The following is a 26221-nucleotide window of genomic DNA, read 5'->3' as shown; positions in this document are numbered from 1 at the left end:
CCATGGCCTACCCGCCTCATGACGTGCTGATCGACAATCTCCACGCCAGCGCCCGTGGCGACGGTTCCGCTTTCGAGAAGCTATACCGTGCGACCAGTCCGCATCTATACGCCCAGTTGCTGCGTATCGTACGACAGGAAGCAGCAGCTCAGGATTGCCTGCAACTGGTATACCTGCGTGTCTGGCAGGTAGCCGGTCAGTACGATGCCTCGCGCGCCCGGCCGATGACCTGGTTATCGACGCTCACGCGCAATATCGGTATCGACTGGCTCAGGCGTCAGCGCCCCCAGGAATCCGACGGTGATGCCATCATCGATTCGCTACCGGGCGAATCCGATGTCGAAAGCGAGAGCGATATCAATCAGCAGGCAGAAACGCTGCAGCAGTGCCTGACAGAATTGACGTCGCAACAGCGCCAAGCGCTTGAACTCGCGTTTTTCGAAGGGCTGACTCACCACGACCTAGCGTCGCATATGACCAAACCGCTGGGAACCGTCAAGAGCTGGGTCCGGAGAGGCCTCGAGAGGTTGAAAGAATGCATGACACGTTTCGCTTGAGCGACCCGGATGAGCGCGAGATGGCAGCCGGGGAATATGTCCTCGGCACGCTTGACCGCGATCAGCGTGCCGAGTTCGAGGCATTGCTTGCGGTCAGTTTCGAGCTACAGCAGAGCGTCGATGCCTGGCGCGAGCACCTGCAGCTGCTCAATCAGCAGCTTGCGCCCGTTCCACCGCCCTCTCGCCTGTGGAGCGGCATCAGCTCACGCCTCGGGCTGAGCACCGGCCTGATACAGCGCCTCGGCTTCTGGCGCGCATTCAGCGGTCTCGCGACTGCCGCGGCGCTAGCGCTGGCCGTGCTGACTTTGACACCGAAGGAGTCGGGCATGATGCCGGGCGAGTACGTGTTCGTGATCAACCAGGCCAGTGGACAGACAGCGTGGATTCTCAACGCCACCCTGAACGGCAAGATGATGGTACAAGCGGTGTCGCCGGATCCGATGCCCGCCGGCAAGGGCGGCGAACTATGGATGATGGAGAATGGCACGCCGGTCTCGTTGGGCATGCTGCCGAACCACGGCGAAGCCACCATGCAGCTTCCCGCCAAGATGCTGAATCTGATGAAGACCGCCGACTTCGCCGTGAGCATGGAACCCAGCGCCGGGGCACCGGAAGGCAAACCATCCGGACCGGTGATCGATGAGGGCAAGTTGATTCAGATCCGCAGCAACACCGTATCGCTGTAGTCAAATCTCGTAGTCGATAACAGACCCGGCCATCTCTTGACGGGCGCCGGGGCCTCAACGCCGACCGGCACGACCGTCAATCGAGATGACGGCCGCCATCCACCGCGACGATGGTCCCGGTGACGAAATCGTTATCGAGCAGATAACGCAGAGTCTGATAGACCACCCCGGGCCCGGGCACTCGCCGTTCGCTGTCACCGGCGAGACCCTCGTCCCCATTGAGCATCACTAGACCCGGCGCAATCGCGTTGACCTGAATCCGGGGAGCAAACTGTACCGCGAACGACCGGGTCAGACTCTCGAGCCCCGCCTTGGTGGCGGCATAAGCCGCCTGCCCTGCCGCACCACGCGCCACCCCATGCCGAACGATATTATCGGTGATATGCACGATATCGCACTGAGGTTCCTGACACGCTTCCAGCAGATCTCTGACGTTCAGGTTGATCAGATACGGCGCCTGCATATGGACCCGAAACAGTCGCTCCAGAGTTTCGCCCGCCGCCGATGGCTCGGGATCCGATAGCCACTCGCCGGCATTGTGAATGACGGCGCGCAGACTTGAGGTAGTGTCGCGCAGCCGGGCGATGAAATCATGTATACCCGCTTCGCTGGCGAAATCCGCAGACAGCGTGATCGCGCCTCGCTCCCGCAACGCCGTCAGCGTATCGCGCTCGCGTCGGTAAGTGACGATGACCGGATGACCGTCGTCGAGCAGCCGCTCGGCACAGTGACGCCCCAAACGCTGAGCGCCACCGGTGATCAGAATCGGGGACTGACTCATGGATTTCTCTTCTTCGATGTCGAGAGCGCTTCGCCCGGGGTCAGTAGCGCCTGCGTCGGGCCGCCCTCGGGCAGTGGCAGAAATGGCACTCTCGGTGCGTAGTTGAAGACGTCCGAATGCACCTGTTGCTCGAGAAGACCCAGCGGAGCCAGTGTATCGACGCAGGCGTAAACCATGCCCGGTGAGCCGGCGATATAGATCTCGATGCCTTCGAGCGTCTCCAGCGTTGCCGCCAGCGCCTCGTCAATACGTCCCGGATGCCAGTGAAGTCCCGGCACCGATTCGAGCTCGGTCTCCGGCGTTTCGACCACAGCGTGGAAATGGACGTTCGAATACCCCTGAGCCCATTCCCGCGCCAATGACTCCGCATACAGATCACGGCGCTCGCGCACTGCCCACCAGAGCGATATTTCCCGATTGCGGTTTTCCGCCAGCGCCGCTTCGACGATCGCCTTGAGTTGAGCGAAGCCCGTACCGGCCGCGATCAACAGCAGCGGCTGTGATCCTCCCGTCGGCAGAAAGCAATTGCCACTGGGCAGACGCACCGACAGTCTATTGCGATGGGTCAACAGTTCGCGCAACCGCGCCGAGTGGGTACGTTCCGGCCAGTGCTGAATATGCAACTCCAGCTGCCCGTTACCGTTTTCGGCGCAGGCGATCGAGAAAGGCACCCAGGTGCCTTCATGCAATTCCAGTTCCAGATATTGACCCGGCGCATGGCCGATCGCCTCGACCCGCCCTTCGAGCATGACCCGGAACACATCGGGCGTCAGATCCTCGACCGTCTCGACCTGGCAGGTCAACGTCCTGACCGTCATGTCTACTTCGCTACTTGCCGTCATGCCGCCCCATCTTTGCTCGAGGTTCCCGTTCGCGCCGGCGGCGCTGCGATATCGATACCGTAACTCTCCCAACGCTCATCGACACGTGATTTGACTCGCGGATCCATGACGATGGGCTCACCCCACTCTCGAGTGGTTTCGCCCGGCCACTTGTTGGTGGCGTCCAGACCCATCTTGGAACCAAGCCCCGCCGTCGGTGATGCGAAATCGAGATAGTCGATAGGCGTATTCTCGACCATGACAGTATCGCGGGCCGGATCCATGCGCGTGGTGATGGCCCAGATCACATCTTCCCAGTTGCGCGCATCGACATCGTCATCCAGCACGATCACGAACTTGGTATACATGAACTGGCGTAAAAAACTCCAGACTCCCATCATCACGCGCTTGGCATGGCCGGGATACTGCTTCTTCATGGTCACTACCGCCATGCGATAGGAGCATCCCTCCGGCGGCAGATAGAAATCGACGATCTCGGGGAACTGTTTGCGCAGAATCGGCACGAATACCTCGTTGAGCGCCAACCCCAGCACTGCTGGTTCATCCGGCGGCCGTCCGGTATAGGTGGAATGGTAGATCGGATCGCGCCGGTGGGTAATTCTCTCGACGGTGAACACCGGGAAGGATTCGACTTCGTTGTAGTAACCGGTATGGTCGCCATAGGGCCCTTCAGGTGCCATGTCATCCGGATAAATGAAGCCTTCCAGCACGATCTCGCTCGAGGCCGGGACTTCCAGATCGGCGTGGCCGCATTTGACCAGCTCCGTACGCGAACCTCGCAACAGCCCGGCGAAAGCGTATTCGGAGAGCGTATCCGGTACCGGCGTTACCGCGCCAAGAATCGTTGCCGGGTCGGCACCCAACGCCACGGCCACGGGAAATGGTTCACCCGGATGGACCTGCTGCCATTCGCGGAAATCCAGCGCCCCGCCCCGGTGGCTCAACCAGCGCATGATCAATCGGTTTTTCCCCAGCTTCTGCTGGCGATAGATGCCCAAATTCTGCCGCGTCTTGTGCGGCCCCTTGGTGACCACCAGCGCCCAGGTCACCAGCGGCGCCACGTCGCCTGGCCAGCAATGCTGAATCGGCAGCCGGGCGAGATCGACGTCCTCGCCCTCGAACACGACTTGCTGACAGGGTGCGGACCGTACCGTCTTCGGCCCCATGCTCATGACCTGCTTGAAGATCGGCAGCTTGTCCCAGGCATCCTTGAGCCCCTTGGGCGGGTCGGGCTCCTTCAGAAAAGCCAGTAGCTTGCCGACCTCGCGCAGCGATTCGACACTCTCCTGCCCCATCCCCAAGGCAACCCGATCGGGGGTTCCGAACAGGTTACCCAGCACCGGCATCTCGCTGCCCTTGACGTTCTCGAACAGTAGCGCTGGTCCGCCAGCCCGCAGGGTGCGATCGCAGATTTCGGTAATTTCCAGATACGGGTCCACTTCGACACTGACGCGCTTCAACTCACCACGCTGCTCCAGCGCCGTGATGAAATCCCGCAAATCGTGATATTTCATGACGTTGCCCGTATCCCGCTATTCAAGAACGCAAAAAGGGCAGCATAGCATGCTGCCCTTTATTTTCGGCCCGCTTGGCACCTACCCATGGAGATAGACGTTGAAAGGTGACTGAGCGAGCGATGATGAGACAAGGCGGAAAATTGCGAGAGCGCGGAGTTTACGGGAGTAAATGAGCAGCTTGAGCGATTTTCCAACGCAGTATCATCGAGTGCAGCCAGCCAGAATCAACGTCTTTTCATGGCTTCGAAGAATTCCAGATTCGTCTTGGTATCCTTGAGGCGATCGATCAGGAACTCCGTCGCTGCCACATCGTCCATCGGGTTGAGCAGCTTGCGCAGGATCCACATGCGCTGCAATTCTTCCTCGGAGGCGATCAAATCCTCGCGACGCGTACCGGAACGACGAATGTTGAAGGCCGGGTAGACACGACGCTCGGCCAGCTTGCGGTCGAGGTGGGCTTCCATGTTGCCGGTACCCTTGAACTCCTCGAAGATCACTTCGTCCATCTTCGAGCCGGTATCGACCAGCGCCGTGGCGATGATGGTCAGGCTGCCACCCTCTTCGATGTTTCGCGCCGCACCGAAGAAGCGCTTGGGCTTCTCGAGGGCGTGAGCATCGACACCACCGGTCAGAACCTTGCCGGAGGACGGCACCACGGTATTGTAGGCGCGCGCCAGACGGGTGATGGAGTCGAGCAGAATGACCACGTCCTTCTTGTGCTCGACCAGGCGTTTGGCCTTCTCGATGACCATCTCGGCGACCTGAACGTGACGCGCCGGCGGCTCGTCGAAGGTCGAGGCCACCACTTCGCCACGCACCGTGCGCGACATTTCCGTCACTTCTTCCGGCCGCTCGTCGATCAGCAGCACGATCATGTGACATTCGGGATTGTTGCGCGTGATCGAGGCGGCGATGTTCTGCAGCATCAAGGTCTTGCCGGCCTTGGGCGGCGATACGATCAGGCCACGCTGGCCCTTGCCGATCGGTGACGTGAGGTCGATCACGCGGGCCGTGATGTCCTCGGTGGAGCCGTTGCCGATCTCCATCGGCAGACGTTCCTGCGGGAACAGCGGCGTCAGGTTCTCGAACAAGATCTTGTGCTTGGCGTTTTCCGGCTTGTCGAAGTTGATTTCGTTGACTTTCAATAGCGCGAAGTAGCGCTCGCCTTCTTTCGGCGGACGAATCTTGCCGGAAATCGAGTCGCCCTTGCGCAGGTTGAAGCGACGAATCTGTGAAGGCGAGACATAAATGTCGTCGGGGCCAGCCAGATAGGAGGAATCCGCGCTACGCAGGAAACCGAAACCGTCCTGCAGAATCTCCAGGACGCCATCGCCATAGATATCTTCACCACTCTTGGCGTGCTTTTTCAGAATGGCGAAGATGATGTCCTGCTTGCGCGAGCGAGCCAGATTATCGATACCCATTTCACGGGCGATATCCAGCAGTTCAGGAACGGATTTTTGCTTGAGTTCGGTTAGATTCATGAGTTCGTCAAAGATGGCTCGTGTCGCAGGCAATGACTTTTGCCGAGATAGAAAAGGAGGACAAGAGGCGGTCAATTCAAACGCCGCGCGGCGCGTTCAGTCGTCCCAGGGGCAGACATTTCGCATGGCCTCTAGGCGCTACGTCGAAACAGGCCGGATACCGACTTGCCATGTTGCGAGGATGCCGGGAGAGCGATTTGATTCGCCTGCAATCTCACGGAAAGAGTCATCCGGGAGCGTTGTCACTGTCCAAAGATCGAAACTGACCGAAGATTGGGACTGGGATTGACTGACGACTTGGGGGACCGCGGCGCGGTCGAGAAGCATTCGGAACAGGTGAACGTCCAGATGGTAGACAAGCTATCTGCCGAAAGCAAGCCCCTAAATAGTGACGTTCTGCCGCCATATCAAGTGCGTTCGATCAATTGCGCAGACTCTCTTCGCCGATTTGCAACAACTGCGCTTCCGATAATGCGCCCACCCGCGTGAGACGAGGCTCGCCCTCGATGAATAGAATCAGCGTCGGTGTACCCTTGATTCCGTAACGCTCCGCCAGCGCTGATTCGCGATCGACATCGACGACACCCACGGTCAGGTCACGAATCGACTCAGGCGTCGCCGAGGAAAGGCGCGACAGCAGCGTTTCACAGGGTTGACACCAGTCGGCGACGAAAACCGCGAGCCACGGTGTCTGCCGTTCCTCGCGTTGACGCTCGAAAGCCTCACTATCCAGATGGCGCCGCTGTGACTGCATGAACTCGCGCCCCTATCGGTTGGCATCTTCCCTAACGCTAGCATGCCCGCAGCGCAGGTAATTGACAAGGCCCGAAGACCCCCGCAATCTTGGCCCGTCCGGTGTTCTCCCGGCGCTCGCCATGAGCGTCACGAGTGCGGACGACACGCTGTAGATACCAATCTTTCATGCCGCTTTCGAGGACGCTACGCCATGAGCGGGAAGTCGACCGCCAAAGACGCGACGCGTCGCCTGGCCGCAATCGATCTTGGCTCCAACAGTTTTCATCTGTTGGTCGCCAACTACCAGGACGGCCAGCTACAGGTCGTCGCCAAGATGGGCGAGAAAGTCCAGCTCGCCGCCGGCCTCGATGAGAACGAGAATTTTACCGATGCGGCCATGGAGCGAGCGTTGGCATGCCTTGAGCGTTTCGCACCTTTTCTCGACGGCGTCCCGGCTGCCAACTTGCGCATCGTGGGTACCAACGCGCTGCGTGCCGCCTACAATGCCCGCGAATTGATCGACCGCGCCGAGGCCCTGATCGGACACCCGATCGAGATCATTGGCGGGCGCGAAGAAGCGCGTCTGATCTACCTGGGCGCTGCGCATGCCCTGGCCGAAGTGCATGGTCGACGCCTGATCGTCGACATCGGTGGCGGCTCAACCGAATTCATTATCGGCGAAGACTTCGAGCCCCAGGCGCTGGAGAGTCTTCATATGGGCTGTGTCGCCTACACCGGCACCTTTTTTGCCAGCGGCGAAATCAGCGAAAAGCGCTTTAGACGCGCCGAGATGGCGGCGATGTCGGAACTGGCCAATATCCAGCGACACTACTGCCATTTGGGCTGGCAGGATCCGATCGGCTCCAGCGGCACGATCAAGGCTGTCGCCGCCGTGATCGGAGCCAGAGGCGATGGCGATGCCACGCTGATCGAGCGCGACGCGCTGATGAAACTGCGCAAGACGCTGATCGGCTTCGGCGCTCTGGACAAGATCGCGATGGAGGGCCTGAAGGAAGATCGCGCGCGCGTATTTCCCGCTGGCGTCGCGATTCTGTGTGCCGTTTTCGAGGCCTTCGGCCTGGAGCGCATGCGATATTCCGACGGCGCGCTGCGCGAAGGCGTGCTATTCGATCTGATCGGCCGCAGTACTCCCGAAGATTCCCGTCGACATACCATCGAGCTGCTGATGCGGCGCTACAGCGTCGAGACGGCCCACGCCGATCATGTAGCGAAAAGCGCCATGATCGCCTTCGATCAGGTCAGCAAGGCCTGGTCGCTGACTGAAGAGCAGCGTCTGTTCCTGTTCTGGGCCGCCCAGGTGCACGAGATTGGGCTAGCGATCTCTCATAGCCAATTCCACCGCCACGGCGCTTACCTGCTCGAATATTCCGATTTGACCGGATTCTCGCGCCCCGAGCAGCAAGCGCTGGCGTTTCTGGTCCGTGCTCATCGGCGTAAATTCGCTCAGAAGGAGCTGGAAGCCCTGCCAGAAACCGTGCAACTTACCTATCGGCGTCTGGCTCGCCTGCTACGGCTGGCAGTGATACTCAATCACGCTCGCCCGGAACAGGCCCCCGTCGACTTTCGTCTCGTCTGCCAGGGCGACGAGCTGCAACTCATGTTGCTGGAAGCCAAGCCTCAGGCACTACTGCTCAACGACCTCGAGCAGGAAGCCGCCTATCAAGAAGCCGCCGGGCTGACGCTGACATACGGCGCCTGATTCCAGCCCTGCGCTGACAGAACGCCGAGCACGGCCACCAACTCGTCCCCGCACCACACTAGCGGCAAGCGATCTCGCTGCCAGGGCGGTATGCCGGCTTCCTGTAACAGCCGTTTGAGATCGCGAGTGCCGCGTCCGGCCAGACGCAATCGTTCTCCGCCTTGGCGCAGGCTGACACACAGCGGCGATGTCGTGCCGCCCTGTAACGGCCGCAACTCATATGAATAGCGCGCCCAGGGCGTTTCCAGCGATGAAACCCCGTCCCAGGCCACTTGCCATCCGGGATCGACCGGGAACAGTGGCGCCATCAAGTAGAGATGATGCCGCCAGATCCGAGCCTCCCCCCCCGCCCAGTAGAGCAATGGCTGGCGATCGGGCGCTGCCGCGGATAGCTGGCGTTCCAGCTCGAACAGGCGCGTCTCCGGCGGCATCGGCAATCCGAGACGCTCGAGCGCATGGCGAATCAGCAGGCGTCGGCGCGAGGAGCGGAGCCCGCGTAGCGTTGACAGCCGCAGGCAGCCGGGATCACTCCCCGCTTCCGCCAAGTCGATCTCGGCGAGCTCTCCCAGCAGCTCGTCGGCCTCCTGCAGATGATCGGCACTCCGCGCCAAAGCCTCGACCGCGTGTGGCCAGCGCTGTCGCAACGGTGCCAGCACGCGATGGCGCAGATAGTTGCGGTCGAATCTCACCTCGGCATTGGTGGGATCCTCGCACCAGGCCAGTTCGCGACGCTGCGCCTCCCTCGCTAGTGCGGATCGCCCCAGACTCAGCCAAGGGCGCTCGATGGATATTCCCCGCCATTGGCGCACCACAGGCATGCCCGCCAGACCACGCACCCCACTGCCACGGAGTGCCGCCAGCATGAGCGTTTCGGCTTGATCGTCGGCATGCTGCGCCAACCAGAGGCGGTCACCCGCAGAGAGATGGTGGGAAAATGCCTGATAACGGGCGTCTCGCGCGGACGCCTCGACGCCCTGTCCTGCCGGGCTGACGGACACATGAGCAACGACCAGAGACACGGCCATCGAACCGCACAGCTCCCGACAGTATGTCTCGAAGTCGCTCGCTGACGCCTGCAGGCCGTGGTTGACGTGGATCGCACGCAGATCGATACCGCGGCGACGCGCCAGCGGCGCCGCCACGCTCAATAGCAGAGAAGAGTCGAGACCGCCGGAAAGCGCCACCCAGACGACGCGCCCCGGCACATGATGTGCCAAGGCATTATCGATGAGATTTTCCAAGGAATACTGCAACGCCCAGCCCTCCTGAAAGCTCAACTCTTTCAGCCGAACCAGTATCGCCGCGTAACCGCGCAAGCGATACTCAGACAAAGCGAGAGCGAGCAAAGACGCGCAGTGTAGATCGCTACATGAGCAGGCCGAGCGAGTGCTCGGCACCGTATGATCGAACGCAGCCGGCCGTCTTTATTGCGGAGCGCCGTAACTCATCAGGCGTTGATAACGTGTTTCCAAAAGACTCTCGGTATCCATCGCCTGCAACCGATCGAGACTACCCGTCAGCGCTTCCTTGACCTGATTGGCGGTCTTGTGCGGATTGCGATGGGCGCCGCCGAGCGGCTCGCTGATCAACGTATCGACAAAGCCGAGCTCCTTGAGGCGCGAGGCGGTGATACCCATGGCCTGCGCCGCATCGGAGGCTTTCTCGGCACTCTTCCACAGGATCGAGGCGCAGCCTTCCGGCGAGATCACCGAATAGGTCGAGTACTGCAGCATCTGCAACTCGTCGCAGACGCCGATCGCCAAGGCCCCGCCGGAACCCCCTTCACCGATCACCGTGGCTATGATCGGCGTCTTCAGACGCGACATCACCGCCAGATTGTAGGCAATCGCTTCGGACTGTCCGCGTTCCTCGGCATCGATGCCGGGATAGGCTCCGGGGGTGTCGATGAACGTCAGCACCGGCATCTTGAAGCGCTCGGCCGTCTCCATCAGGCGGCACGCCTTGCGATAGCCTTCAGGCCGTGGCATGCCGAAGTTACGTCGCACCTTCTCCTTGACGTCACGACCTTTCTGATGGCCGATGACCATCACCGGCTTGTCGTCGAGACGTGCCACACCGCCGACCAGGGCGGCATCGTCGGCGAAATGACGATCGCCGTGCATCTCGTCAAAGTCGGTGAAGATGCTATCGAGATAGTCGAGCGTGTAGGGGCGCTGAGGATGGCGTGACAGCTGCGTCACCTGCCAGGCGGTCAGGTCGCGAAAGATCTGCTCGGTGAGCTTACGGCTTTTCTCCTCGAGCTTGCCGATCTCTTCACTCAGGCTGATGCGGCTATCGTTACCGACCAGACGCAGTTCTTCGATCTTGGCCTGGAGTTCGGCAATCGGTTGTTCAAAGTCTAGGTAATTGGGATTCATAGAGCTTCTACTGTGTGATCCTGGCAAGCTTCGGTGTCTGAAATACGAGCGACTGGCGTGCGGCGAAACACACCATTATCGCACCTTCATGTGTGTTCGCAAGGAGGCCCCTGGGGACCGGTTAGCCGCCGCGGTAACGAAGCGCCACCTGCTCGTAACCTTCGACCCCGCGAAGCGCGGTCATCAATTCATCGCTGGGTGAAACTTTCCAGGATGGCGCCAACTCGAAACAGCCGCTGGCGCTGGCGTTGCGATAGCGAACTCGCACCGGCAGGCCGGTGTCGCTCAGCCATGGGGAAAGACTGTCGTGCAGCGATCGAGAAAACCGGCCATTGAGCTGGGCACCATCGACGGACAGTTCCACCGCCTCGCCAAAGCGGGCACGGGCATCGGCCATCAAGGTGATGTCCTTGCTGCGCAGACGTAGACCACCGGAGTAGTCGTCGCTGGAAACCTCCCCCTCGACGATCAGCACCTGCTCCGCGGTCAACTGCCCGCGAACCTGATCGTAAAGCTCCCCGAACAGCGACGCCTCGATCCGTCCGGTGCGATCATCCAGCGTGAGAAACGCCATGGTATCGCCACGCTTCGATTTCATGGTGCGCATTGCGACAACCAGGCCGGCGACACGCTGCGGCTCGCGGGACGGTTTGAGATCGACGATTCGGGTCGCCACGAAGCGCTTGAGCTCGTGCTCGTATTCGTCGATCGGATGTCCAGTGAGATAGAGACCGAGCGTATCCTTCTCGCCCGCCAGGCGCTCCTTGTCGCTCCAGTCGCGGGCATGGCGATAGTCGGCGTAGATATCGGCGCTGTCGTCCGCGTCGGCAAAGGCCTCACCGAACATGTCTATCATGCCCAGGTTCTGGTTGGTCTGATTCTGCGAGGCGGCCTTGATCGCGGCCTCGAGCGAAGCTGCCAGCACCGCGCGAGAGGGCCCCAGCGTGTCCACCGCACCGGAACGAATCAACGCCTCGAGGGTTCGCTTATTCATGCGCTTGCCGTCGATGCGACGGCAGAAGTCGAACAGGTCCGTGAACTCCCCGCCCGCCTCGCGCGCTTCGACGATGGCGCCGATCGGCCCCTCGCCGACGCCACGAATCGCGCCGAGCCCGTAGACGACCTGCCCGTCCTCGTCGACGGTGAACTTGTAGGCACCGACGTTGACATTCGGCGGCGTCACCGTGAGCCCAAGGTGGCGGCACTCCTCGATCAGCGGCACGACCTTGTCGAGGTTGTCCATCTCGGTGGAGAGCACCGCCGCCATGAATGGTGCCGGATAATGCGCCTTGAGCCACGCAGTCTGGTAGGAAACCAGGCCGTAAGCCGCCGAGTGTGACTTGTTGAACCCGTAACCGGCAAACTTCTCCACCAGGTCGAAGATGTTGCCGGCAAGATTCTTGTCGATCCCCTTGTCGGCACAGCCATCCATGAAGCCCTGGCGCTGTTTGGCCATCTCTTCGGGCTTCTTCTTGCCCATGGCGCGACGCAGCATGTCGGCCTGCCCCAGGGTGTAGCCGGCCAGCACCTGCGCAATCTGCATCACCTGTTCCTGATACAGGATGATGCCGTAGGTCGGCTCCAGCACCGGCTTGAGCAGCTCATGCTGATAGTCGGCGCTGGGATAGGCGATGGCGGCTCGGCCGTGTTTACGGTTGATGAAGTCGTCGACCATGCCCGACTGCAACGGACCGGGACGGAACAGCGCGACCAGCGCGATCATGTCCTCCAGCGAATCGGGTAGCAGGCGCTTGATAAGCTCTTTCATACCGCGCGACTCGAGCTGAAATACCGCCGTGGTTTCCGCCTTCTTGAGCATGTCGAAGGTCGGCTTGTCATCCAGCGGGATGGTGCTGATATCGAGCGGACCGACATTGTCGCGGGCACGCACCACATCGACCATCTCCAGCGCCCAGTCGATGATGGTCAGCGTGCGCAGACCGAGAAAGTCGAACTTGACCAGCCCGGCATCCTCGACGTCGTTCTTGTCGAACTGCACCATCAAGCCAGAGCCGTCCTCGTCGCACAGCAGCGGCGAGAAATCGGTCAACTTGGTCGGCGCGATCACCACGCCACCAGCGTGCTTGCCGGTACCGCGAGTGATCCCCTCGAGCTTGAGCGCCATCTCCCAGATCTCGGCGGCCTCCTCGTCGTACTCGAGATACTCCTTGAGCTGCGGCTCCTGCTCGATCGCCTTGGCCAAGGTCATGCCGACCTCGAATGGAATCAACTTGGAGAGCTTGTCGCCCATCGAGTAAGGCTTGCCCTGGGCACGCGCCACATCCCGCACTACCGCCTTGGCGGCCATGGTGCCGAAGGTGACGATCTGCGAGACCGCATTACGGCCGTAGCGATCGGCGACGTAATCGATGACCCGGTCGCGTTTTTCCATGCAGAAATCGACGTCGAAGTCGGGCATGGAGACACGTTCCGGATTGAGGAAACGTTCGAACAGCAGGTCGTATTCCAACGGATCGAGATCGGTGATCTTGAGCACGTAGGCGACCAGCGAGCCTGCGCCGGACCCTCGCCCCGGACCGACCGGAATATCGTTGTCCTTGGCCCACTGGATGAAGTCCATCACGATCAGGAAGTAACCGGGGAACCCCATCTTGAGGATGATATCGAGCTCGAAATCGAGCCGCTCGCGGTAGGCGGGCTCGTGCTCGGCCAGCGACCGTCCCGGGTAGATCGGCGGATCGCCCTCGAATAGCTTGTTCAAGCGGTCGGTGAGGCCGTCATGGGATATCTTGCGGAAGAATTCGTCCTGGGTCAGCCCTTCGGGGATCGGATATTCAGGCAGGAATATCTCGCCCAGACGCACACTGGCGCTACAGCGCGCCGCGATCATGACACTGTTTTCGAGCGCCTCGGGCACGTCGGCGAAAAGCTCGGCCATCTCTTCGGGGGTCTTGAGATACTGCTCTTCGCTATAGCGTCGCTCGCGCCGGGGGTCCTCCAACGCCTTTCCTTCGCCGATCGAGACGCGCGTCTCGTGGGCCCAGTAGTCCTCACGCTGGAGAAAGCGTACGTCGTTGGTCGCCACCACCGGTGTACCGCTCTCGCTCGCCAGCCTGACCGAATGGTGCACGCACTCCTCGTCGTACTGCCGGCCGGTGCGCTGCAACTCCAGATAAAAGCGTCCCGGAAAATGCTGGCGCCACTCTTCCAGCAGCTGGCGCGCGGTGTCGATATGCTCGGCAATCAGAAAACGCCCGATTTCGCCTTCACGAGCGCCGGAAAGGGCGATCAACCCCTCGCTCTGCTCGAACACCCAGGTCTTGTCGAGGATCGCCATGTTCTGCCGCTGACCCTCGGTCCAGGCCCGCGAAATCAATTCGGTCAGATTACGGTAGCCGGTATCGCTCATCGCCAGCAGGGTCAGACGATAGGGATGGCTCTCGTCGTGAGCGTTGTGCAGCCAAAGATCGGCACCGATGATTGGCTTGAGCCCGGCGCCCTGAGCTGCCTTGTAGACCTTGACCAGTCCGAACAGGTTGGTGTCGTCGGTCACGGCTACCGCCGGCATGCCGGCTTCGGCCGTTGCCTTGATCAGCGGCTTGAGGCGAACCAGACCGTCGACCAGAGAGTATTCGCTGTGGACACGAAGGTGAACGAAGGGTGTTGTCATGACGAACTCGAGTCAGGCGGCGAATGAAATCAGACGTTGGGCACAAAATCCCGGGGTGCTCGCGGTCACCGGCAGGAAGATAATGACAGCGACCGGCGATTCGTGAAAATCAGCATGCCTAAACGTCACACGAGCCACAATGGGCGATGGGGCGTATTTGAGTTGCGAATCGGTCGGCGCGAATCGACCAGAACGATCCTATCAGGCCCGCCCGCTCATACCGGCATCAGTCGTTCGCGAACCGGCGCAAAGGAGCAGCGATGCTCCGTCAGTGGCCCGAGCCGCGCCAGCGCGTCGAGATGCTCCGGCGTCGGGTAGCCCTTGTGACGGCAGAAGCCATAACCCGGATAGCGCGCGTCCAGCTCGACCATCTGAGCATCCCGCGCCACCTTGGCCAGAATCGAAGCCGCGCTGATCGCGGGGTGGCGCAGATCGCCCTTGACGACGGCCTGCCCCGGGCAGGCATGACCGGGCAGACGATTACCATCGACCAGCAGGTACTCGGCGGCCATCGGCAGTGAATCGATCGCGCGTCGCATGGCTAGATGCGTCGCGTGATAGATGTTGAGCGAGTCGATTTCCCGTGGCGAAGCCTGACCAATCGCGAATGCCAGCGCGCACTCGCGGATTTGCAGGTCGAACGCCTCGCGGCGCGCTGCACTCAGGCATTTGGAATCCGTCAGCCCGTCGATCGGACGGTCGGGATCGAGAATCACCGCTGCGGCCACCACAGATCCGATCAGCGGCCCTCGCCCAACCTCGTCGACACCGGCAAGCAGATGACCATCATACTCGATGATAATGTCCGGCCAAGCGGATATCGAAGATTTCAATGACATGATTTCCTCGTCAAACGCTTCCGATTTCGGAATTCAGCGTCCCATGCTCGACCAGCGTGCTAATGGCTGTGGCAGCTCGCTCGCTGGCACCCCGCTGAAGCTCGGCATGCAGTGCCGCGAAGCGCTGCTCGAGCGCCAAGCGCGCCTGCTCGTCCTCGAACCACGGCATCAATGTCTCGACCAGCGATTCGGGAGTCACCGCCTCCTGGACCAGCTCCGGCACCAGCGTTTCCTGGGCGATCAGATTCGGCAGCGCAATCCAGCGCGTCTTGACCAGCCGCTGTGCGAGCCAGTAGGTCGCTGGCGCCATGCAATAGGCGACTACCATAGGCCGATGGCAGAGCATGGCTTCCAGAGTCGCGGTACCGGAGGTCAGCAGCACCGCATCGGCGGCCGTCATCACTTCGCGCGAGCGGCCCTCGACGATGACCGTGTTGGCGGCAAGGTCCGGGAACTCCACGAGCAACGCCTCGAGCTCGCGACGCCGCTCCGGTGATGCCGCAGGGATCGCCACCTGCAGCGCACCAAGATGCTGGCGCAGCGCGGATGCCGCCCGCAGGAACATCTCCCCCTGAAAGCGGATCTCGTTGCTGCGCGAGCCAGGCAGCACCGCCAATGTCGGCACCCCGATGGCAAGCCCAAGCTCATTGCGAGCCAACGCTCGATCATTGACCAGCGGCAGTTCGTCGGCCAGCGGATGACCGACGTAGGCGACCGGCACCCGATGTTCGGCATAGAAATCCGCTTCGAACGGCAGGAAGGTCAACATTCCGTCGACCGCCTTGGCGATCGTTTTCACTCGGCCCTGTCGCCACGCCCATACCGACGGGCTGACGTAGTGCGCGGTACGGATACCCTGCTCGCGCAGCTGGCGCTCGAGACCAATATTGAAGTCCGGTGAATCGATGCCCACCATGATGTCGGGCTGCCAGGCCAGCGCGTCGCGCTTGAGATGACGTCGCACCTTGATCAAACGCGGCAGGTGCTTCAACACCTCGACAAAGCCCATGACCGACAACGTTTCCAACGGATAGAGCGAATCGAGGCCTTGGGCCCGCATACGAGGGCCGCCGATGCCGCGGAACTCGATATCAGCATGGCGGTGCTTGAGCGCCTGCATCAAGCCAGCGCCCAAGATATCCCCCGACAGCTCTCCCGCTATGAGATAGACGCGCATGCGCCGTCTCCTGTCCGATAAGACCTGGCTAAATAGGGCTTGGTAAATGGGCTTGGCGAAGTAGAACCAGGCTAAACAAGCCCGCCTGGATAAACCCAGGCCGGATAGCGTTTAGCGAGTGATGCCACGCTCGGAGACTTTCAGGGAGTCGACGAAACGCTGCGTCTCCTCGAGTGAAAAGCGACTCTCGATTTCGCTAATGGCCTGCTCTGTCGTCAATCCCTTGCGGTAAACCAGGCGATAGGCTTCACCCAACGCCTTGATGGCCTCGGCCGAAAAACCACGACGCTTGAGTCCAATCGAGTTCAAACCGTGGGCAGCGGCAGGGTTGCCATTGACCATGACGAAAGCCGGGATGTCCTTGGTGATGGCCGAGCAACCTCCAACCATGGCATGTTCACCCATATGGGCGAACTGATGGATCGCCGACAACCCACCGATGATGGCAAAATCACCCAGCGTCACGTGGCCAGCCAGCGTCGCCTGATTGGCGAGGATGCAATCGTTGCCGATCAGGCAGTCGTGACCCACGTGGGAATAGGCCATGAACAGATTGCGATGACCGATGGTGGTCACGTTGTGGCCCTGGACCGTGCCGCGATGGATGGTCACGCTCTCGCGTACGACGTTGTCGTCACCCATCTCGAGGCGCGTCGGCTCGCCAGCGTACTTCTTGTCCTGACAATCTTCCCCGACCGATGCGAACTGGAATATCCGGTTGCGCTTGCCGAGTCGTGTGGGCCCCTTGATCACCACGTGCGGACCGATCACGCACCCCGCGCCGATGTCGACGTCGGGTCCGATCACGCTATAAGGGCCGACTTCGACGTCATCGGCCAGTCGGGCGGAAGGGTCGATGATGGCGGTAGGATGAATCAAGCGATTTTCCTCTCGGCACAGATGATTTCAGCTTCACAGGCCAGCTCGCCGCCGACAGTGGCGCGGCAGGCAAACTTCCAGATACCGCGTTTGCCCTTGATGACATTGGCTTCGAGTCGTAGCTGATCGCCTGGCATGACCGGGCGTTTGAAGCGTACGTTGTCGCTACCGACCAGATAGTAGACATAGCCATCCGCCGGCATCTTGTTGACGGTCTTGAAGCCGAGAATACCGCAGGCCTGAGCCAGTGCCTCAATGATCAACACGCCGGGCATGATCGGGTGGTGCGGAAAATGGCCGTTGAAAAAGGGCTCATTGATGCTAACGTTCTTGAGCGCGACGATCGACTCGCCCTGCGTGATTTCCATCACGCGATCTACCAGTAAAAACGGATAACGATGCGGTAGATACTCACGAACCTGGTTGATGTCCATTATCATCAATACGACCTCTAGAATAACGAAATGCCTGCCCTATACTTTGACAAGGGCAGAACGTTGACCAATGGCAGGGCTTTGGCCAAGGGCAGGCACCGGGCAGAAAAAGCGGTGACCCGTGTGGGCGGGCATTATACAGGCGCACCTAGCGACTACCAGCCTTCCGGGCGCCGGGCCCGGATTGCCAAGAGAGTGGCCCAAGCTCTCAAGCGTCGCGGATATCGCGCTCGAGCCGCGTCAGCCGCTTGGCGATCTCATCGAGTTGTTTGAAGCGTACCGCGTTCCTTCGCCACTGACTATTCGACATCGAACCGGTGCCGGAAGAGTAAACACCGGACTCGAGAATCGAGTTCGTCACCAGACTCATGCCGGTCACCTGCACGCCGTCGGTCAGAGTAAGATGCCCGGAAAGACCGACGCCGCCGCCTAGCAGGCAGTGGCGGCCCACCTTGGTAGACCCCGCAATACCGACGCAACCCGCCAACGCGCTATGATCTCCGATCTGCACGTTATGGGCGATCTGCACCTGGGAGTCGATCTTGACCCCATTGCCGATCAAGGTGTCGCCCAGCGCACCACGGTCGATGCTGGAACAGCTGCCGACCTCGACATCGTCGCCCAGGGTAACGCCACCCAACTGCGCGATTTTTTCCCACTGCTTGCCATCGTGGGCGAAACCGAACCCGTCCCCCCCGATGACGCAGCCACTGTGAAGGATGGCACGTTCACCGATGACCACGCCGTGGTAAAGCGTGACGTTGGCGTGCAGTCGAGACCCTTTGCCGATCAGCGTATCGGCACCGACGAAAGACCCCGCTCCAACGACACAGTCGTCGGCAACCTCGACACCGTCCTCGATGACACAGTAGGCGCCGATCTCGACTCGCTCTCCGATGACCGCTGTCGTCGATACCGACGCCGTCGGATGCACCCCACGTGAGGGCTGATTGATCAACGGGTCGAACAGCCGCGAAAGCTTGGCATAACCCAGGTAAGGGTTATCCAGCTCCAGCCGCGGACAGGGGCAACTTTCGCCATGCGCGGGATGCACCAGAACGGCAGCCGCATGAGTCTCGGCTAGATACTTCAGGTAAGCCCGGTTGGCGAGAAACGCCAAATCCGTCGGGCCGGCGTCGGTCAGCGTCGACAGTCCGCTGACACGCACGTCAGCATCACCGACCACGCGTGCATCTATACGCTCGGCGAGTTCACCGAGCGTGTAGGAGGTAGCAGCATCTCTGTTCATGAACGGGCGCCGGGTTGAACCATTATTTGAGCGAGTTGAATATCTTCGTCACTTCATCGGTGATATCGAGGCTGTCACCCGAATAGACCACGGCATCACGGTCAACGACCATGTCGAGGTCATGCTCGTCGACAACGCGCTGAATCGCCTGATCGAGCTGGGGCTTGGCACTTTTCAGATACTGTTGCTCGGCCTGCTGCTGTGCCTGAGAGATCTGGCCACGCAGTTGCTGAAACTTTCCGCCCTTCTCGCGCAACTGCTGTGTCACCGAGTTGCGCTCGGATTCGGACATCACATCACCGTCTTTCTGCAGCCGCTGCTGAAGCTGCTGAAGCTGCTGACTCAGCGACTTCGCCTGCTGCTGCTGTGCGCTGATACGGTTCTTCAACTGATTCATCGATGCCTGAGCGGAATTGGAGGACATCAACGCTTCACGCCAATCGAGCACACCTACTTCCGTGGCCATGGCTGGCACGGAGACCATGGTCAACAAACCGAGTCCGAGAACTCCTGCGATCTTGCGCATACGGCATCTCCTTGAAATAAATCTGATTGCTGGTGAAATCATCGGGATCGAATTCACGGCACCCCCAGGGTGCCGTGATCCCGTGCGCTGATGCTAGAAGGTCTGTCCCAGCGAGAACTGGAAGACCTGAGGATCGTCGCCTTCCTTGTCGTTCAGCGGCTTGGCCACGCTGAACGTCAACGGCCCTACCGGCGTCAGCCAGGAAAGCCCCAGACCCACGCTATAGCGCAGATCATCGAGATTGACACCACTGTTACAGCTCGAAGTGAAGTCGTCAGGGACATCGTAGCAATCGGTCAGGAAAGTATTACCGCCATCGAGGAAGATGCTGGTCTGTAGCGAACGGCGATCCTCGACCCACGGGAACGGGTAGATCAGCTCCGCGGATCCTTCGACCAGCACGTTACCGCCCAGGGTATCGTCGTCGCCGTCGCCGCGCTTGGTAGTCTTTGGCCCCAGGGTGTTACCCGTGTAGCCACGTACCGAGCCCAGACCGCCCGAGTAGAAGTTCTCGTAGAACGGATAGGGATCGTTAGAGCCTAGCGTATCGGCGTAACCGAGGTTGGAACTGAACTTGAGCGACCAGTCGGGATTGAGTTCGAACAACTTTTGCCCACGGTAACGCAGCTTGTAGTAGTCGGCATCAGAGCCAGGGACAGCGGCCTCCAGCGACACGCGCTGGTAGCTGCCGGCCGTCGGCATGATACCGCGGTTCAGATCGTTCCGGGTCCAGCTGGCCGTCACTTTATAGTTGAAGAAGTCCTCGCCCTGATCGTCGGTGTACTGGACGATCTCCGCCGGTGTATCGTCGTAGGTATCGATTGACAGATTCTCGAGGCCGACACCGAAATTCAGGCGTGACAGATCGTTGATCGGATAACCGAAGTTGATGTTGCCGCCGTAGGAGTCGGTCGAGTAGGTCGAGATATCGGAGTCTTCGTAATCGGTCTCGCGATAGAAGACGTTATAACCGCGCGAGATACCGTCGAGCGTCCAGTACGGATCGGTGAAACCAAAGTTGATATTGGTGAACGTATCACTCTTCTGCGCGCCGATATTGACGCGGTTGCCCGTGCCCAGGAAGTTGCTCTGTGACAGCGCCGCGCCGTAGATCACGCCGGCTGTCTGCGAGAACCCGACGCTTGCCGAGATCGACCCCGACGGCTGTTCCTGAACGTTGTAGGTCACGTCCAGCTGATCAGGCTCGCCGGCTACCGGACGGGTGTCGACATCGACCTGCTTGAAGAAACCGAGTCGTTCGAGACGCTGACGCGACTGGGAAATCTGATCGGTGGAAGCCGGCGCGCCCTCCATTTGCACCATCTCGCGGCGCAGTACCTCGTCCTGGGTCGTGGTATTACCTTCGAAGTTGATCCGGCGCACGTAGGCACGACGGCCCGGATCGACGCGGAAGGTGATATCGACGGTATCGCCAGCGTCGTTGACGGTGGGCACCGCCTGGATGTCGGCAAAGGCGAAACCTTCGGCCCCCAGTTTCTGACGTAGCGCCTCCGATGATTCGGTCAGCTTGCTCTGAGAGAAATACTCACCCGACTTGGCCGTCACCAACGAACGCGCGGTCGCATCGTCGATTTTCAGATCGCCGGCAAAATTGATCTTGTCGAGCTTGTAGCGCTTGCCCTCGTCGACATTGATGGTGACGAAGATTCGTGACTTGTCCGGGCTGATCGACACCTGGGTCGAGGTGATGGCGAAGTTGACGTAGCCGCGATCGAGATACCAGGAACGCAGCGTTTCCAGATCGCCGGAGAGCGCTTCGCGAGAGTATTCGTCGTCGGAGAACCAGCCGAAGAACCAGCCGGGCTTGTCCTCGAGCTGGAACAGATCGCTCAGGGTGCCGTCGTCATAAGCCTCATTGCCGACGACGTTGATCTGGCGAATCTTCGCCACTTCCCCTTCGTTGATATTGATGTTGACACGGACGCGGTTGCGCTCCAGTTGCTCGACCGAGGTCTTGATGTTCGAGCTGTAACGCCCCTGAGACTGATACAGGCGCTCCAGCTCACGCTGCATCTCCTCCAGCGTCGACCGCTGCAACACCTGGCCTTCGGCCAGGCCGGCGTCGGTCAGTCCTTTGCGCAGATCGTCGTCTGATATCTGGGAGTTGCCGTCGATGTTGATCTCGGCAATGGACGGCCGCTCGACCACGTTAACGATCAATACATCGTCATCACGGGAGAGACGAATGTCATCGAACAATCCGGTATCGAACAGTTTCTGTGCCGCTTGGCCCAGCTGCTGATCGTCTACCGTCTGATCCGCACTGACGGGGAAAGCGTTGAAAACGGATGCGGCCGAGACGCGCTGCAGCCCCTCTACACGAATATCCGAAATCTCAAAAGGTGCTGCCAGCGCAACGGGAGAGCTGGCCAGCAGTAGTCCTGCCAATCCGATGGTCTTGAGTTTCATTCAATCAGTCGCTTCTGTGGGGTCCGCCCGCGTATCGAACAGGCACCTTATACATTTCTCCCTACGACTGACAAGCTCATCGCTTGCCATGCCTGGGGTCTTTCCATGCGCCACCATTGCGGCGCCGACTGCTGACGGCTCGCCATGCCAGCGTCGCGTTACAGGCCTGTCACTAAAGCCGCATCAAATCAAAATAGAGCGCCATCACCATCAGACATCCCACCAGAGCGACACCGAAGCGCAGGCCCATGGCTTGCGCCGTTTCCGACACCGGTTTACCTCGAATCAGCTCGATCAGATAGTAGACCAGATGGCCGCCGTCGAGCACCGGGATCGGCAGCAGGTTGAGCACGCCCAGACTGATCGACAGATAGGCCAGAAAACCGACGAAGGTCTCGACGCCGCTGCGCGCCGAGTCACCCGCGATACGGGCAATGGTGATTGGCCCCGACAGATTCGAGGGCGAGATCCAGCCCACGATCATCTTGCGAATCGAGTCGGCGGTCAGCCAGGTCATTTCACCCGTCTTGCTCAGCGCCTGACCTATCGCCGCGACCGGCCCATAGCGAATTTCGCGGCGGTAGGACTCCGGCCACTCGACCGTCCGTGAGGCAGCACCGACGTAACCGATGCTCTCGCCGTCCTCCGCCTTCCTCGATTCGGGCGTGAGCGATACGCTGCGAACCACACCTTCCCGCTCGACCGACAGGGAAAGATCGACGCCGGGATGGCTGCGGACGACATCGACGAACGCGACCCAGTCATCGACCGGCTTGCCATCGACGCTCACGACCTTATCCCCCGCCTGCAGCCCGGCGCGGCTCGCCGGGCCATCCTCGAGCACGCGACCCAGTACCGCCGGGACATCGGGACGCCATGGCGTGATACCCAATGAGGACATTGGCTCCGGCGGATCCTGGCGCACCAGCCACTGCCGCACCGGCACGTCGTGCGTCCGAGTCGCGCCACCCGCAGGATCTCGAGTCGTGAAGCGCAGTTCGCCGTTGGCACCGATCGCCGAGATCAGCTGCAGATTGACCTCATTCCATGACGGCGTCTCTCGCCCTTCGATGCTGACGATTTCCTGACCGCTGCGCAAACCGCCCTGCGCGGCGAGCGAATTCGTAGCCACGTCACCGATGACCGGTGCCACCGTGGTCGAGCCGTAAACGAATAGCGCCCAGTAGGCGACCAGCGCCAGCAACAAATTGGCGACGGGCCCTGCCGCCACGATCGCGATCCGAGCCCACACGCTCTTGCGATTGAACGCTCGGTCCAGCTCCTGCGGTGCGACCGGTCCTTCGCGCTCATCGAGCATCTTGACGTAGCCGCCAAGAGGGATTGCGGCAATGGCGAATTCCGTGCCTTGGCGATCGAATCGCGACCACAGCGGCTTGCCGAATCCTACCGAGAAGCGCAGTACCTTGACCCCGCAGCGTCGGGCCACCCAGAAGTGTCCGAACTCGTGAAACGTGATCAGCAGGCCGAGTACGACAATGACCGCCAGCACGTTCTGGATCGCATCCATCACGCCCGCCCCCTCTAGAAAGACCGTTGATGCAACAGGCGTTCGGCCAATTGCCGCGCCCGAGCATCCTCGCACAATACCACGTCGAGCGAATCCGCCGCGCACACCTCGGTCGCTTGCAAGGTGGCGCTCACCAGCCGAGCGATCCCGAGAAAAGAAAGCTTTCCGTCGAGAAACGCCTGTACCGCCACCTCGTTGGCCGCGTTGAGACTCGCCGGCGCGGTGCCACCAGCTTCCATCGCCTCACGAGCCAGCCGCAGACAGGGGAAACGAACATCGTCCGGGGCCTCGAAATCGAGGCGCGATATCACGAACAGATCCAGCGGCTCGACTCCCGCATCGACTCTAGAAGGCCAAGCCAGACCGTAGGCGATCGGCGTGCGCATGTCGGGATTGCCCATCTGCGCCAGCACCGAACCATCGGCGTACCCGACCATCGAATGCACGATACTCTGCGGGTGCACTACCACCTCGACCTGCGCAGGCGCCGTATCAAACAGCCAACATGCCTCGATCAGCTCGAGCCCCTTGTTCATCATGGTGGCGCTATCGACGGAAATCTTGCGGCCCATCGACCAGTTGGGATGCGCGCACGCCTGATCTGGAGTGACGTTCGCCAGCGCCTCCAGCGACCAGTTTCGAAACGGTCCTCCCGATGCCGTCAGCAGCAACCGCGACACGCCATCACGGATCAACTCGCGATGCCGACCAGCACGCTGCATAGGAAGACACTGATAGATGGCATTATGTTCCGAATCGATGGGCAAAAGTGTCGCTCCATGACGCGAAACCGCATCCATGAACAGCCCGCCGGACATCACCAGCGCTTCCTTGTTGGCCAGCAGCACTCGCTTGCCCGCCTCCACTGCCGCGAGCGTCGGCAACAGCCCCGCCGCCCCCATGATCGCCGCCATCACGACGTCCACTTCGGCTGCGCGCGACACTTCCAGTAGCGCCGCCTCGCCATGACTGACATCGACATGGCCACGCCCTGCGTCGCGAAGTCGCGTTCGCAGCCATTGGGCATCGGACTCGGTGCCGATCACCGCTCTCGCGGGTTCATGCTGGAGACAGATTTCGAGCAGTGCGTCACGCGAACGGTATGCCGTCACTGCATGAAGCCGATAGCTTGCGGAGTGTTGGGCGATCACATCCAGTGTGCTGCGACCGATGGAGCCCGTCGCGCCCAGCAGCGTGACCTGTTGCGGAGAAGATGAAGACATCGGCACGCTATCCCAGCCAGGGGCGAATCAGTGCGAAGAGCGGAACGGCAGCGGTCAGGCTATCGATACGATCGAGAATGCCACCGTGACCCGGCAGCAGATGACTGGAGTCCTTCAAGCCCCGGAAGCGCTTGAGCATACTTTCCAGCAGATCGCCGACGACGGAAATGAACGCCACGATCAGCGCGACGATCAGTAGTCCCAGCGTCTGATGAAGGTCGAGCGAGAGCCATAGCGCATACAGGAAGACCAGGACGGCAACCGCAACCCAGCCGCCGTAGACCCCTTCCCATGACTTGCCCGGGCTGACGTGAGGCGCCAGCTTGCGACGCCCGAAACGACGTCCGGAAAAGTACGCGCCGATATCGGCGACCCAGACCAGCAGCAGCACGAACAGCAGCCACTCGCTGCCGTCCTGACGTAACTGATAGAGCCCGACCCAGCAAGGAACCAGCACCCAGCCACCCATGGCCAAGCGCCGCCATGGCGGCTGCCACTGATCGCTCGCTTGAGGATAGCGTGAGACCCACCAGGCGTTGGCCAGCCAGCCGGCGGCAGCGATCCAGAGTGGCCATTGCGCCGAAATCCAGCCCGCCCACCAGGCGACCAGCAGTACCAGCCCCAACCCGGCGGTATAAAGCAGCCTGGACTTATGGTCATCGAAGCCGGCCAGTCGAGCCCATTCCCAGGCACCGAGCAACAGGACCAAGGCGGTGAATGCCGCAAAGCTGCCGCCTGAAAGCCCGAACAGACCGGCCAGCGCCAGCGGGGCCAGAACCAGCGCCGTGAGTATGCGCTGTCTAAGCACCTTGGACCTCGGCTTGCTGTTGGCTCATGCCGAATCGGCGCTGGCGCTGCTGATATGTCTCGAGCGCGGCATCGAACGCCGCACCGTTGAAGTCGGGCCACAGCTCAGGGGCGAAGACGAACTCCGCGTAGGCCAGCTGCCATAGCACAAAATTTGAGATTCGTTGCTCCCCACTGGTACGAATGCAGAGATCGATCGGCGGCTCCTGACTCAGACACACTTCCCGGTCCAGGGCCGCCTCGTCGATCGCTTCGGCGCTCATCCTGCCATCGGCGACCTTGCGCGCCAGACGCTGGGCCGCAGACGCAATATCCCAGCGACCGCCGTAGTTGGCAGCCACCACGAGGTGCATCCCGAAATTGTCGCGCGTCAGCGCCTCGGCGCGGCTCATGTGCTTCTGCAAGGATGACGAAAAGCGCCGACGATCACCGATGATGGTCAACCGAATGCCGTTCTCGTGGAGCTTCCTGACCTCGCGCTTGAGCACCAGCATGAAAAGCTCCATCAGAGCCCCGACTTCGGCCGACGGCCGGCGCCAATTTTCGCTGGAAAAGGCGAATAGCGTAAGGGTCTCGATACGCTGCTCTGCCGCACGCCGGATGACCGCGCGCAGCGATTCGACACCAGCACGATGTCCCTGTGCACTGGAAAGACCCCGAGCGCGCGCCCAGCGGTTGTTGCCGTCCATGATGATTGCCACATGGCGTGGAACCGACGGCATCGCCTGAGCGTCACGCGACTGCATGTCTGTCATGATAGCTCGCAAGACAAGTGATTGGCGGCGCCCGGCAACGAAC

22 protein-coding genes are annotated in these 26221 nt (G+C 60.9%); 3 read left to right on the top strand and 19 right to left on the bottom strand.

What is annotated here, in order from left to right:
* Positions 1-2 precede the first annotated feature (2 nt).
* Together DOM27_RS14640 and DOM27_RS14635 are read left to right on the top strand one after the other, a co-directional pair.
* Positions 3-557, top strand: coding sequence for a sigma-70 family RNA polymerase sigma factor (locus tag DOM27_RS14640; protein ID WP_110656993.1), 555 nt, complete (start codon positions 3-5; stop codon positions 555-557).
* Positions 536-1243: an anti-sigma factor gene (locus DOM27_RS14635; protein WP_110656991.1), complete on the top strand. Its 708-nt coding sequence runs from the start codon at positions 536-538 to the stop codon at positions 1241-1243. The genes DOM27_RS14640 and DOM27_RS14635 overlap by 22 nt, the downstream gene beginning before the upstream one ends.
* 76 nt (positions 1244-1319) lie before the next feature.
* Here DOM27_RS14635 and folM read toward each other — a convergent pair whose 3' ends face one another.
* The 5 genes from folM to DOM27_RS14610 form a co-directional block, all read right to left on the bottom strand.
* A complete protein-coding gene (folM, locus tag DOM27_RS14630) occupies positions 1320-2024 on the bottom strand; it encodes a dihydromonapterin reductase (protein WP_110656989.1) in 705 nt (234 codons plus the stop codon).
* A complete protein-coding gene (locus DOM27_RS14625) occupies positions 2021-2842 on the bottom strand; it encodes an FAD-binding oxidoreductase (protein WP_110656987.1) in 822 nt (273 codons plus the stop codon). Before DOM27_RS14625 ends, folM begins: the two co-directional genes overlap by 4 nt.
* Positions 2843-2862: 20 nt before the next feature.
* Positions 2863-4380 (bottom strand): 4-hydroxy-3-polyprenylbenzoate decarboxylase, encoded by a 1518-nt coding sequence (ubiD, locus tag DOM27_RS14620; protein ID WP_110656985.1) that lies wholly within the window; start codon positions 4378-4380, stop codon positions 2863-2865.
* Positions 4381-4607: 227 nt separating this feature from the next.
* Positions 4608-5867 (bottom strand): transcription termination factor Rho, encoded by a 1260-nt coding sequence (gene rho, locus DOM27_RS14615; protein ID WP_110656983.1) that lies wholly within the window; start codon positions 5865-5867, stop codon positions 4608-4610.
* Positions 5868-6288: 421 nt separating this feature from the next.
* A complete protein-coding gene (locus tag DOM27_RS14610; RefSeq protein WP_110656981.1) occupies positions 6289-6621 on the bottom strand; it encodes a thioredoxin family protein in 333 nt (110 codons plus the stop codon).
* A 192-nt stretch (positions 6622-6813) separates the two neighbouring features.
* Here DOM27_RS14610 and DOM27_RS14605 point away from each other — a divergent pair, with 192 nt between their 5' ends.
* Positions 6814-8322, top strand: coding sequence for a Ppx/GppA phosphatase family protein (locus DOM27_RS14605; protein WP_110656979.1), 1509 nt, complete (start codon positions 6814-6816; stop codon positions 8320-8322).
* Here DOM27_RS14605 and tilS read toward each other — a convergent pair.
* The 14 genes from tilS to uppS all read right to left on the bottom strand — a co-directional run bounded on the left by tilS (position 8283) and on the right by uppS (position 26178).
* On the bottom strand, positions 8283-9638 hold the full coding sequence (gene tilS / locus DOM27_RS14600) for a tRNA lysidine(34) synthetase TilS (protein WP_245392738.1): 1356 nt from the start codon (positions 9636-9638) through the stop codon (positions 8283-8285). The genes DOM27_RS14605 and tilS overlap by 40 nt on opposite strands.
* A 108-nt stretch (positions 9639-9746) precedes the next feature.
* Complete coding sequence (gene accA / locus DOM27_RS14595) at positions 9747-10700, bottom strand: acetyl-CoA carboxylase carboxyl transferase subunit alpha (RefSeq protein ID WP_110656977.1); 954 nt, start codon at positions 10698-10700, stop codon at positions 9747-9749.
* Between the two features lie 121 nt (positions 10701-10821).
* Positions 10822-14331, bottom strand: coding sequence for a DNA polymerase III subunit alpha (gene dnaE, locus DOM27_RS14590; protein WP_110656975.1), 3510 nt, complete (start codon positions 14329-14331; stop codon positions 10822-10824).
* A 215-nt stretch (positions 14332-14546) separates the two neighbouring features.
* Positions 14547-15170 carry a ribonuclease HII gene (rnhB, locus tag DOM27_RS14585; protein ID WP_110656973.1) on the bottom strand — a complete coding sequence of 208 codons (624 nt, stop codon included), beginning with the start codon at positions 15168-15170 and terminating at the stop codon, positions 14547-14549.
* A 10-nt stretch (positions 15171-15180) separates the two neighbouring features.
* Complete coding sequence (gene lpxB, locus DOM27_RS14580; protein ID WP_110656971.1) at positions 15181-16347, bottom strand: lipid-A-disaccharide synthase; 1167 nt, start codon at positions 16345-16347, stop codon at positions 15181-15183.
* Between the two features lie 111 nt (positions 16348-16458).
* Positions 16459-17226, bottom strand: coding sequence for an acyl-ACP--UDP-N-acetylglucosamine O-acyltransferase (gene lpxA / locus DOM27_RS14575; RefSeq protein ID WP_110656969.1), 768 nt, complete (start codon positions 17224-17226; stop codon positions 16459-16461).
* Positions 17223-17666: a 3-hydroxyacyl-ACP dehydratase FabZ gene (gene fabZ, locus DOM27_RS14570; RefSeq protein WP_110656967.1), complete on the bottom strand. Its 444-nt coding sequence runs from the start codon at positions 17664-17666 to the stop codon at positions 17223-17225. Before fabZ ends, lpxA begins: the two co-directional genes overlap by 4 nt.
* A gap of 202 nt (positions 17667-17868) precedes the next feature.
* Positions 17869-18909 carry a UDP-3-O-(3-hydroxymyristoyl)glucosamine N-acyltransferase gene (lpxD, locus tag DOM27_RS14565; protein ID WP_110656965.1) on the bottom strand — a complete coding sequence of 347 codons (1041 nt, stop codon included), beginning with the start codon at positions 18907-18909 and terminating at the stop codon, positions 17869-17871.
* A 22-nt stretch (positions 18910-18931) separates the two neighbouring features.
* On the bottom strand, positions 18932-19435 hold the full coding sequence (locus DOM27_RS14560) for an OmpH/Skp family outer membrane protein (RefSeq protein WP_110656963.1): 504 nt from the start codon (positions 19433-19435) through the stop codon (positions 18932-18934).
* Positions 19436-19528: 93 nt separating this feature from the next.
* A complete protein-coding gene (gene bamA / locus DOM27_RS14555; protein WP_245392737.1) occupies positions 19529-21865 on the bottom strand; it encodes an outer membrane protein assembly factor BamA in 2337 nt (778 codons plus the stop codon).
* Positions 21866-22037: 172 nt separating this feature from the next.
* On the bottom strand, positions 22038-23393 hold the full coding sequence (rseP, locus tag DOM27_RS14550; RefSeq protein WP_110656961.1) for a sigma E protease regulator RseP: 1356 nt from the start codon (positions 23391-23393) through the stop codon (positions 22038-22040).
* Positions 23394-23407: 14 nt separating this feature from the next.
* Positions 23408-24616 carry a 1-deoxy-D-xylulose-5-phosphate reductoisomerase gene (gene ispC / locus DOM27_RS14545; RefSeq protein ID WP_110656959.1) on the bottom strand — a complete coding sequence of 403 codons (1209 nt, stop codon included), beginning with the start codon at positions 24614-24616 and terminating at the stop codon, positions 23408-23410.
* Positions 24617-24623: 7 nt separating this feature from the next.
* Positions 24624-25424, bottom strand: coding sequence for a phosphatidate cytidylyltransferase (locus DOM27_RS14540; protein ID WP_110656957.1), 801 nt, complete (start codon positions 25422-25424; stop codon positions 24624-24626).
* Positions 25417-26178 carry a polyprenyl diphosphate synthase gene (gene uppS, locus DOM27_RS14535; protein WP_110656955.1) on the bottom strand — a complete coding sequence of 254 codons (762 nt, stop codon included), beginning with the start codon at positions 26176-26178 and terminating at the stop codon, positions 25417-25419. Before uppS ends, DOM27_RS14540 begins: the two co-directional genes overlap by 8 nt.
* Positions 26179-26221: the final 43 nt, after the last annotated feature.

This window comes from Salinicola halimionae (assembly GCF_003206065.1).
Classification (GTDB): Bacteria; Pseudomonadota; Gammaproteobacteria; order Pseudomonadales; family Halomonadaceae; genus Salinicola; species Salinicola halimionae.
The sequence above is the reverse complement of the archived record's forward strand: the minus strand, read 5'-3'. Positions and strand labels throughout refer to the sequence as shown.

Coding starts and splice junctions, on each gene's coding strand:
- DOM27_RS14640 (WP_110656993.1), top strand. CDS start 3: ATGGCCTACCCGCCTCATGACGTGCTGATCGACAATCTCCACGCCAGC.
- DOM27_RS14635 (WP_110656991.1), top strand. CDS start 536: ATGCATGACACGTTTCGCTTGAGCGACCCGGATGAGCGCGAGATGGCA.
- folM (WP_110656989.1), bottom strand. CDS start 2,024: ATGAGTCAGTCCCCGATTCTGATCACCGGTGGCGCTCAGCGTTTGGGG.
- DOM27_RS14625 (WP_110656987.1), bottom strand. CDS start 2,842: ATGACGGTCAGGACGTTGACCTGCCAGGTCGAGACGGTCGAGGATCTG.
- ubiD (WP_110656985.1), bottom strand. CDS start 4,380: ATGAAATATCACGATTTGCGGGATTTCATCACGGCGCTGGAGCAGCGT.
- rho (WP_110656983.1), bottom strand. CDS start 5,867: ATGAATCTAACCGAACTCAAGCAAAAATCCGTTCCTGAACTGCTGGAT.
- DOM27_RS14610 (WP_110656981.1), bottom strand. CDS start 6,621: ATGCAGTCACAGCGGCGCCATCTGGATAGTGAGGCTTTCGAGCGTCAA.
- DOM27_RS14605 (WP_110656979.1), top strand. CDS start 6,814: ATGAGCGGGAAGTCGACCGCCAAAGACGCGACGCGTCGCCTGGCCGCA.
- accA (WP_110656977.1), bottom strand. CDS start 10,700: ATGAATCCCAATTACCTAGACTTTGAACAACCGATTGCCGAACTCCAG.
- dnaE (WP_110656975.1), bottom strand. CDS start 14,331: ATGACAACACCCTTCGTTCACCTTCGTGTCCACAGCGAATACTCTCTG.
- rnhB (WP_110656973.1), bottom strand. CDS start 15,170: ATGTCATTGAAATCTTCGATATCCGCTTGGCCGGACATTATCATCGAG.
- lpxB (WP_110656971.1), bottom strand. CDS start 16,347: ATGCGCGTCTATCTCATAGCGGGAGAGCTGTCGGGGGATATCTTGGGC.
- fabZ (WP_110656967.1), bottom strand. CDS start 17,666: ATGATAATGGACATCAACCAGGTTCGTGAGTATCTACCGCATCGTTAT.
- lpxD (WP_110656965.1), bottom strand. CDS start 18,909: ATGAACAGAGATGCTGCTACCTCCTACACGCTCGGTGAACTCGCCGAG.
- DOM27_RS14560 (WP_110656963.1), bottom strand. CDS start 19,435: ATGCGCAAGATCGCAGGAGTTCTCGGACTCGGTTTGTTGACCATGGTC.
- bamA (WP_245392737.1), bottom strand. CDS start 21,865: ATGAAACTCAAGACCATCGGATTGGCAGGACTACTGCTGGCCAGCTCT.
- rseP (WP_110656961.1), bottom strand. CDS start 23,393: ATGGATGCGATCCAGAACGTGCTGGCGGTCATTGTCGTACTCGGCCTG.
- ispC (WP_110656959.1), bottom strand. CDS start 24,616: ATGTCTTCATCTTCTCCGCAACAGGTCACGCTGCTGGGCGCGACGGGC.
- uppS (WP_110656955.1), bottom strand. CDS start 26,178: ATGACAGACATGCAGTCGCGTGACGCTCAGGCGATGCCGTCGGTTCCA.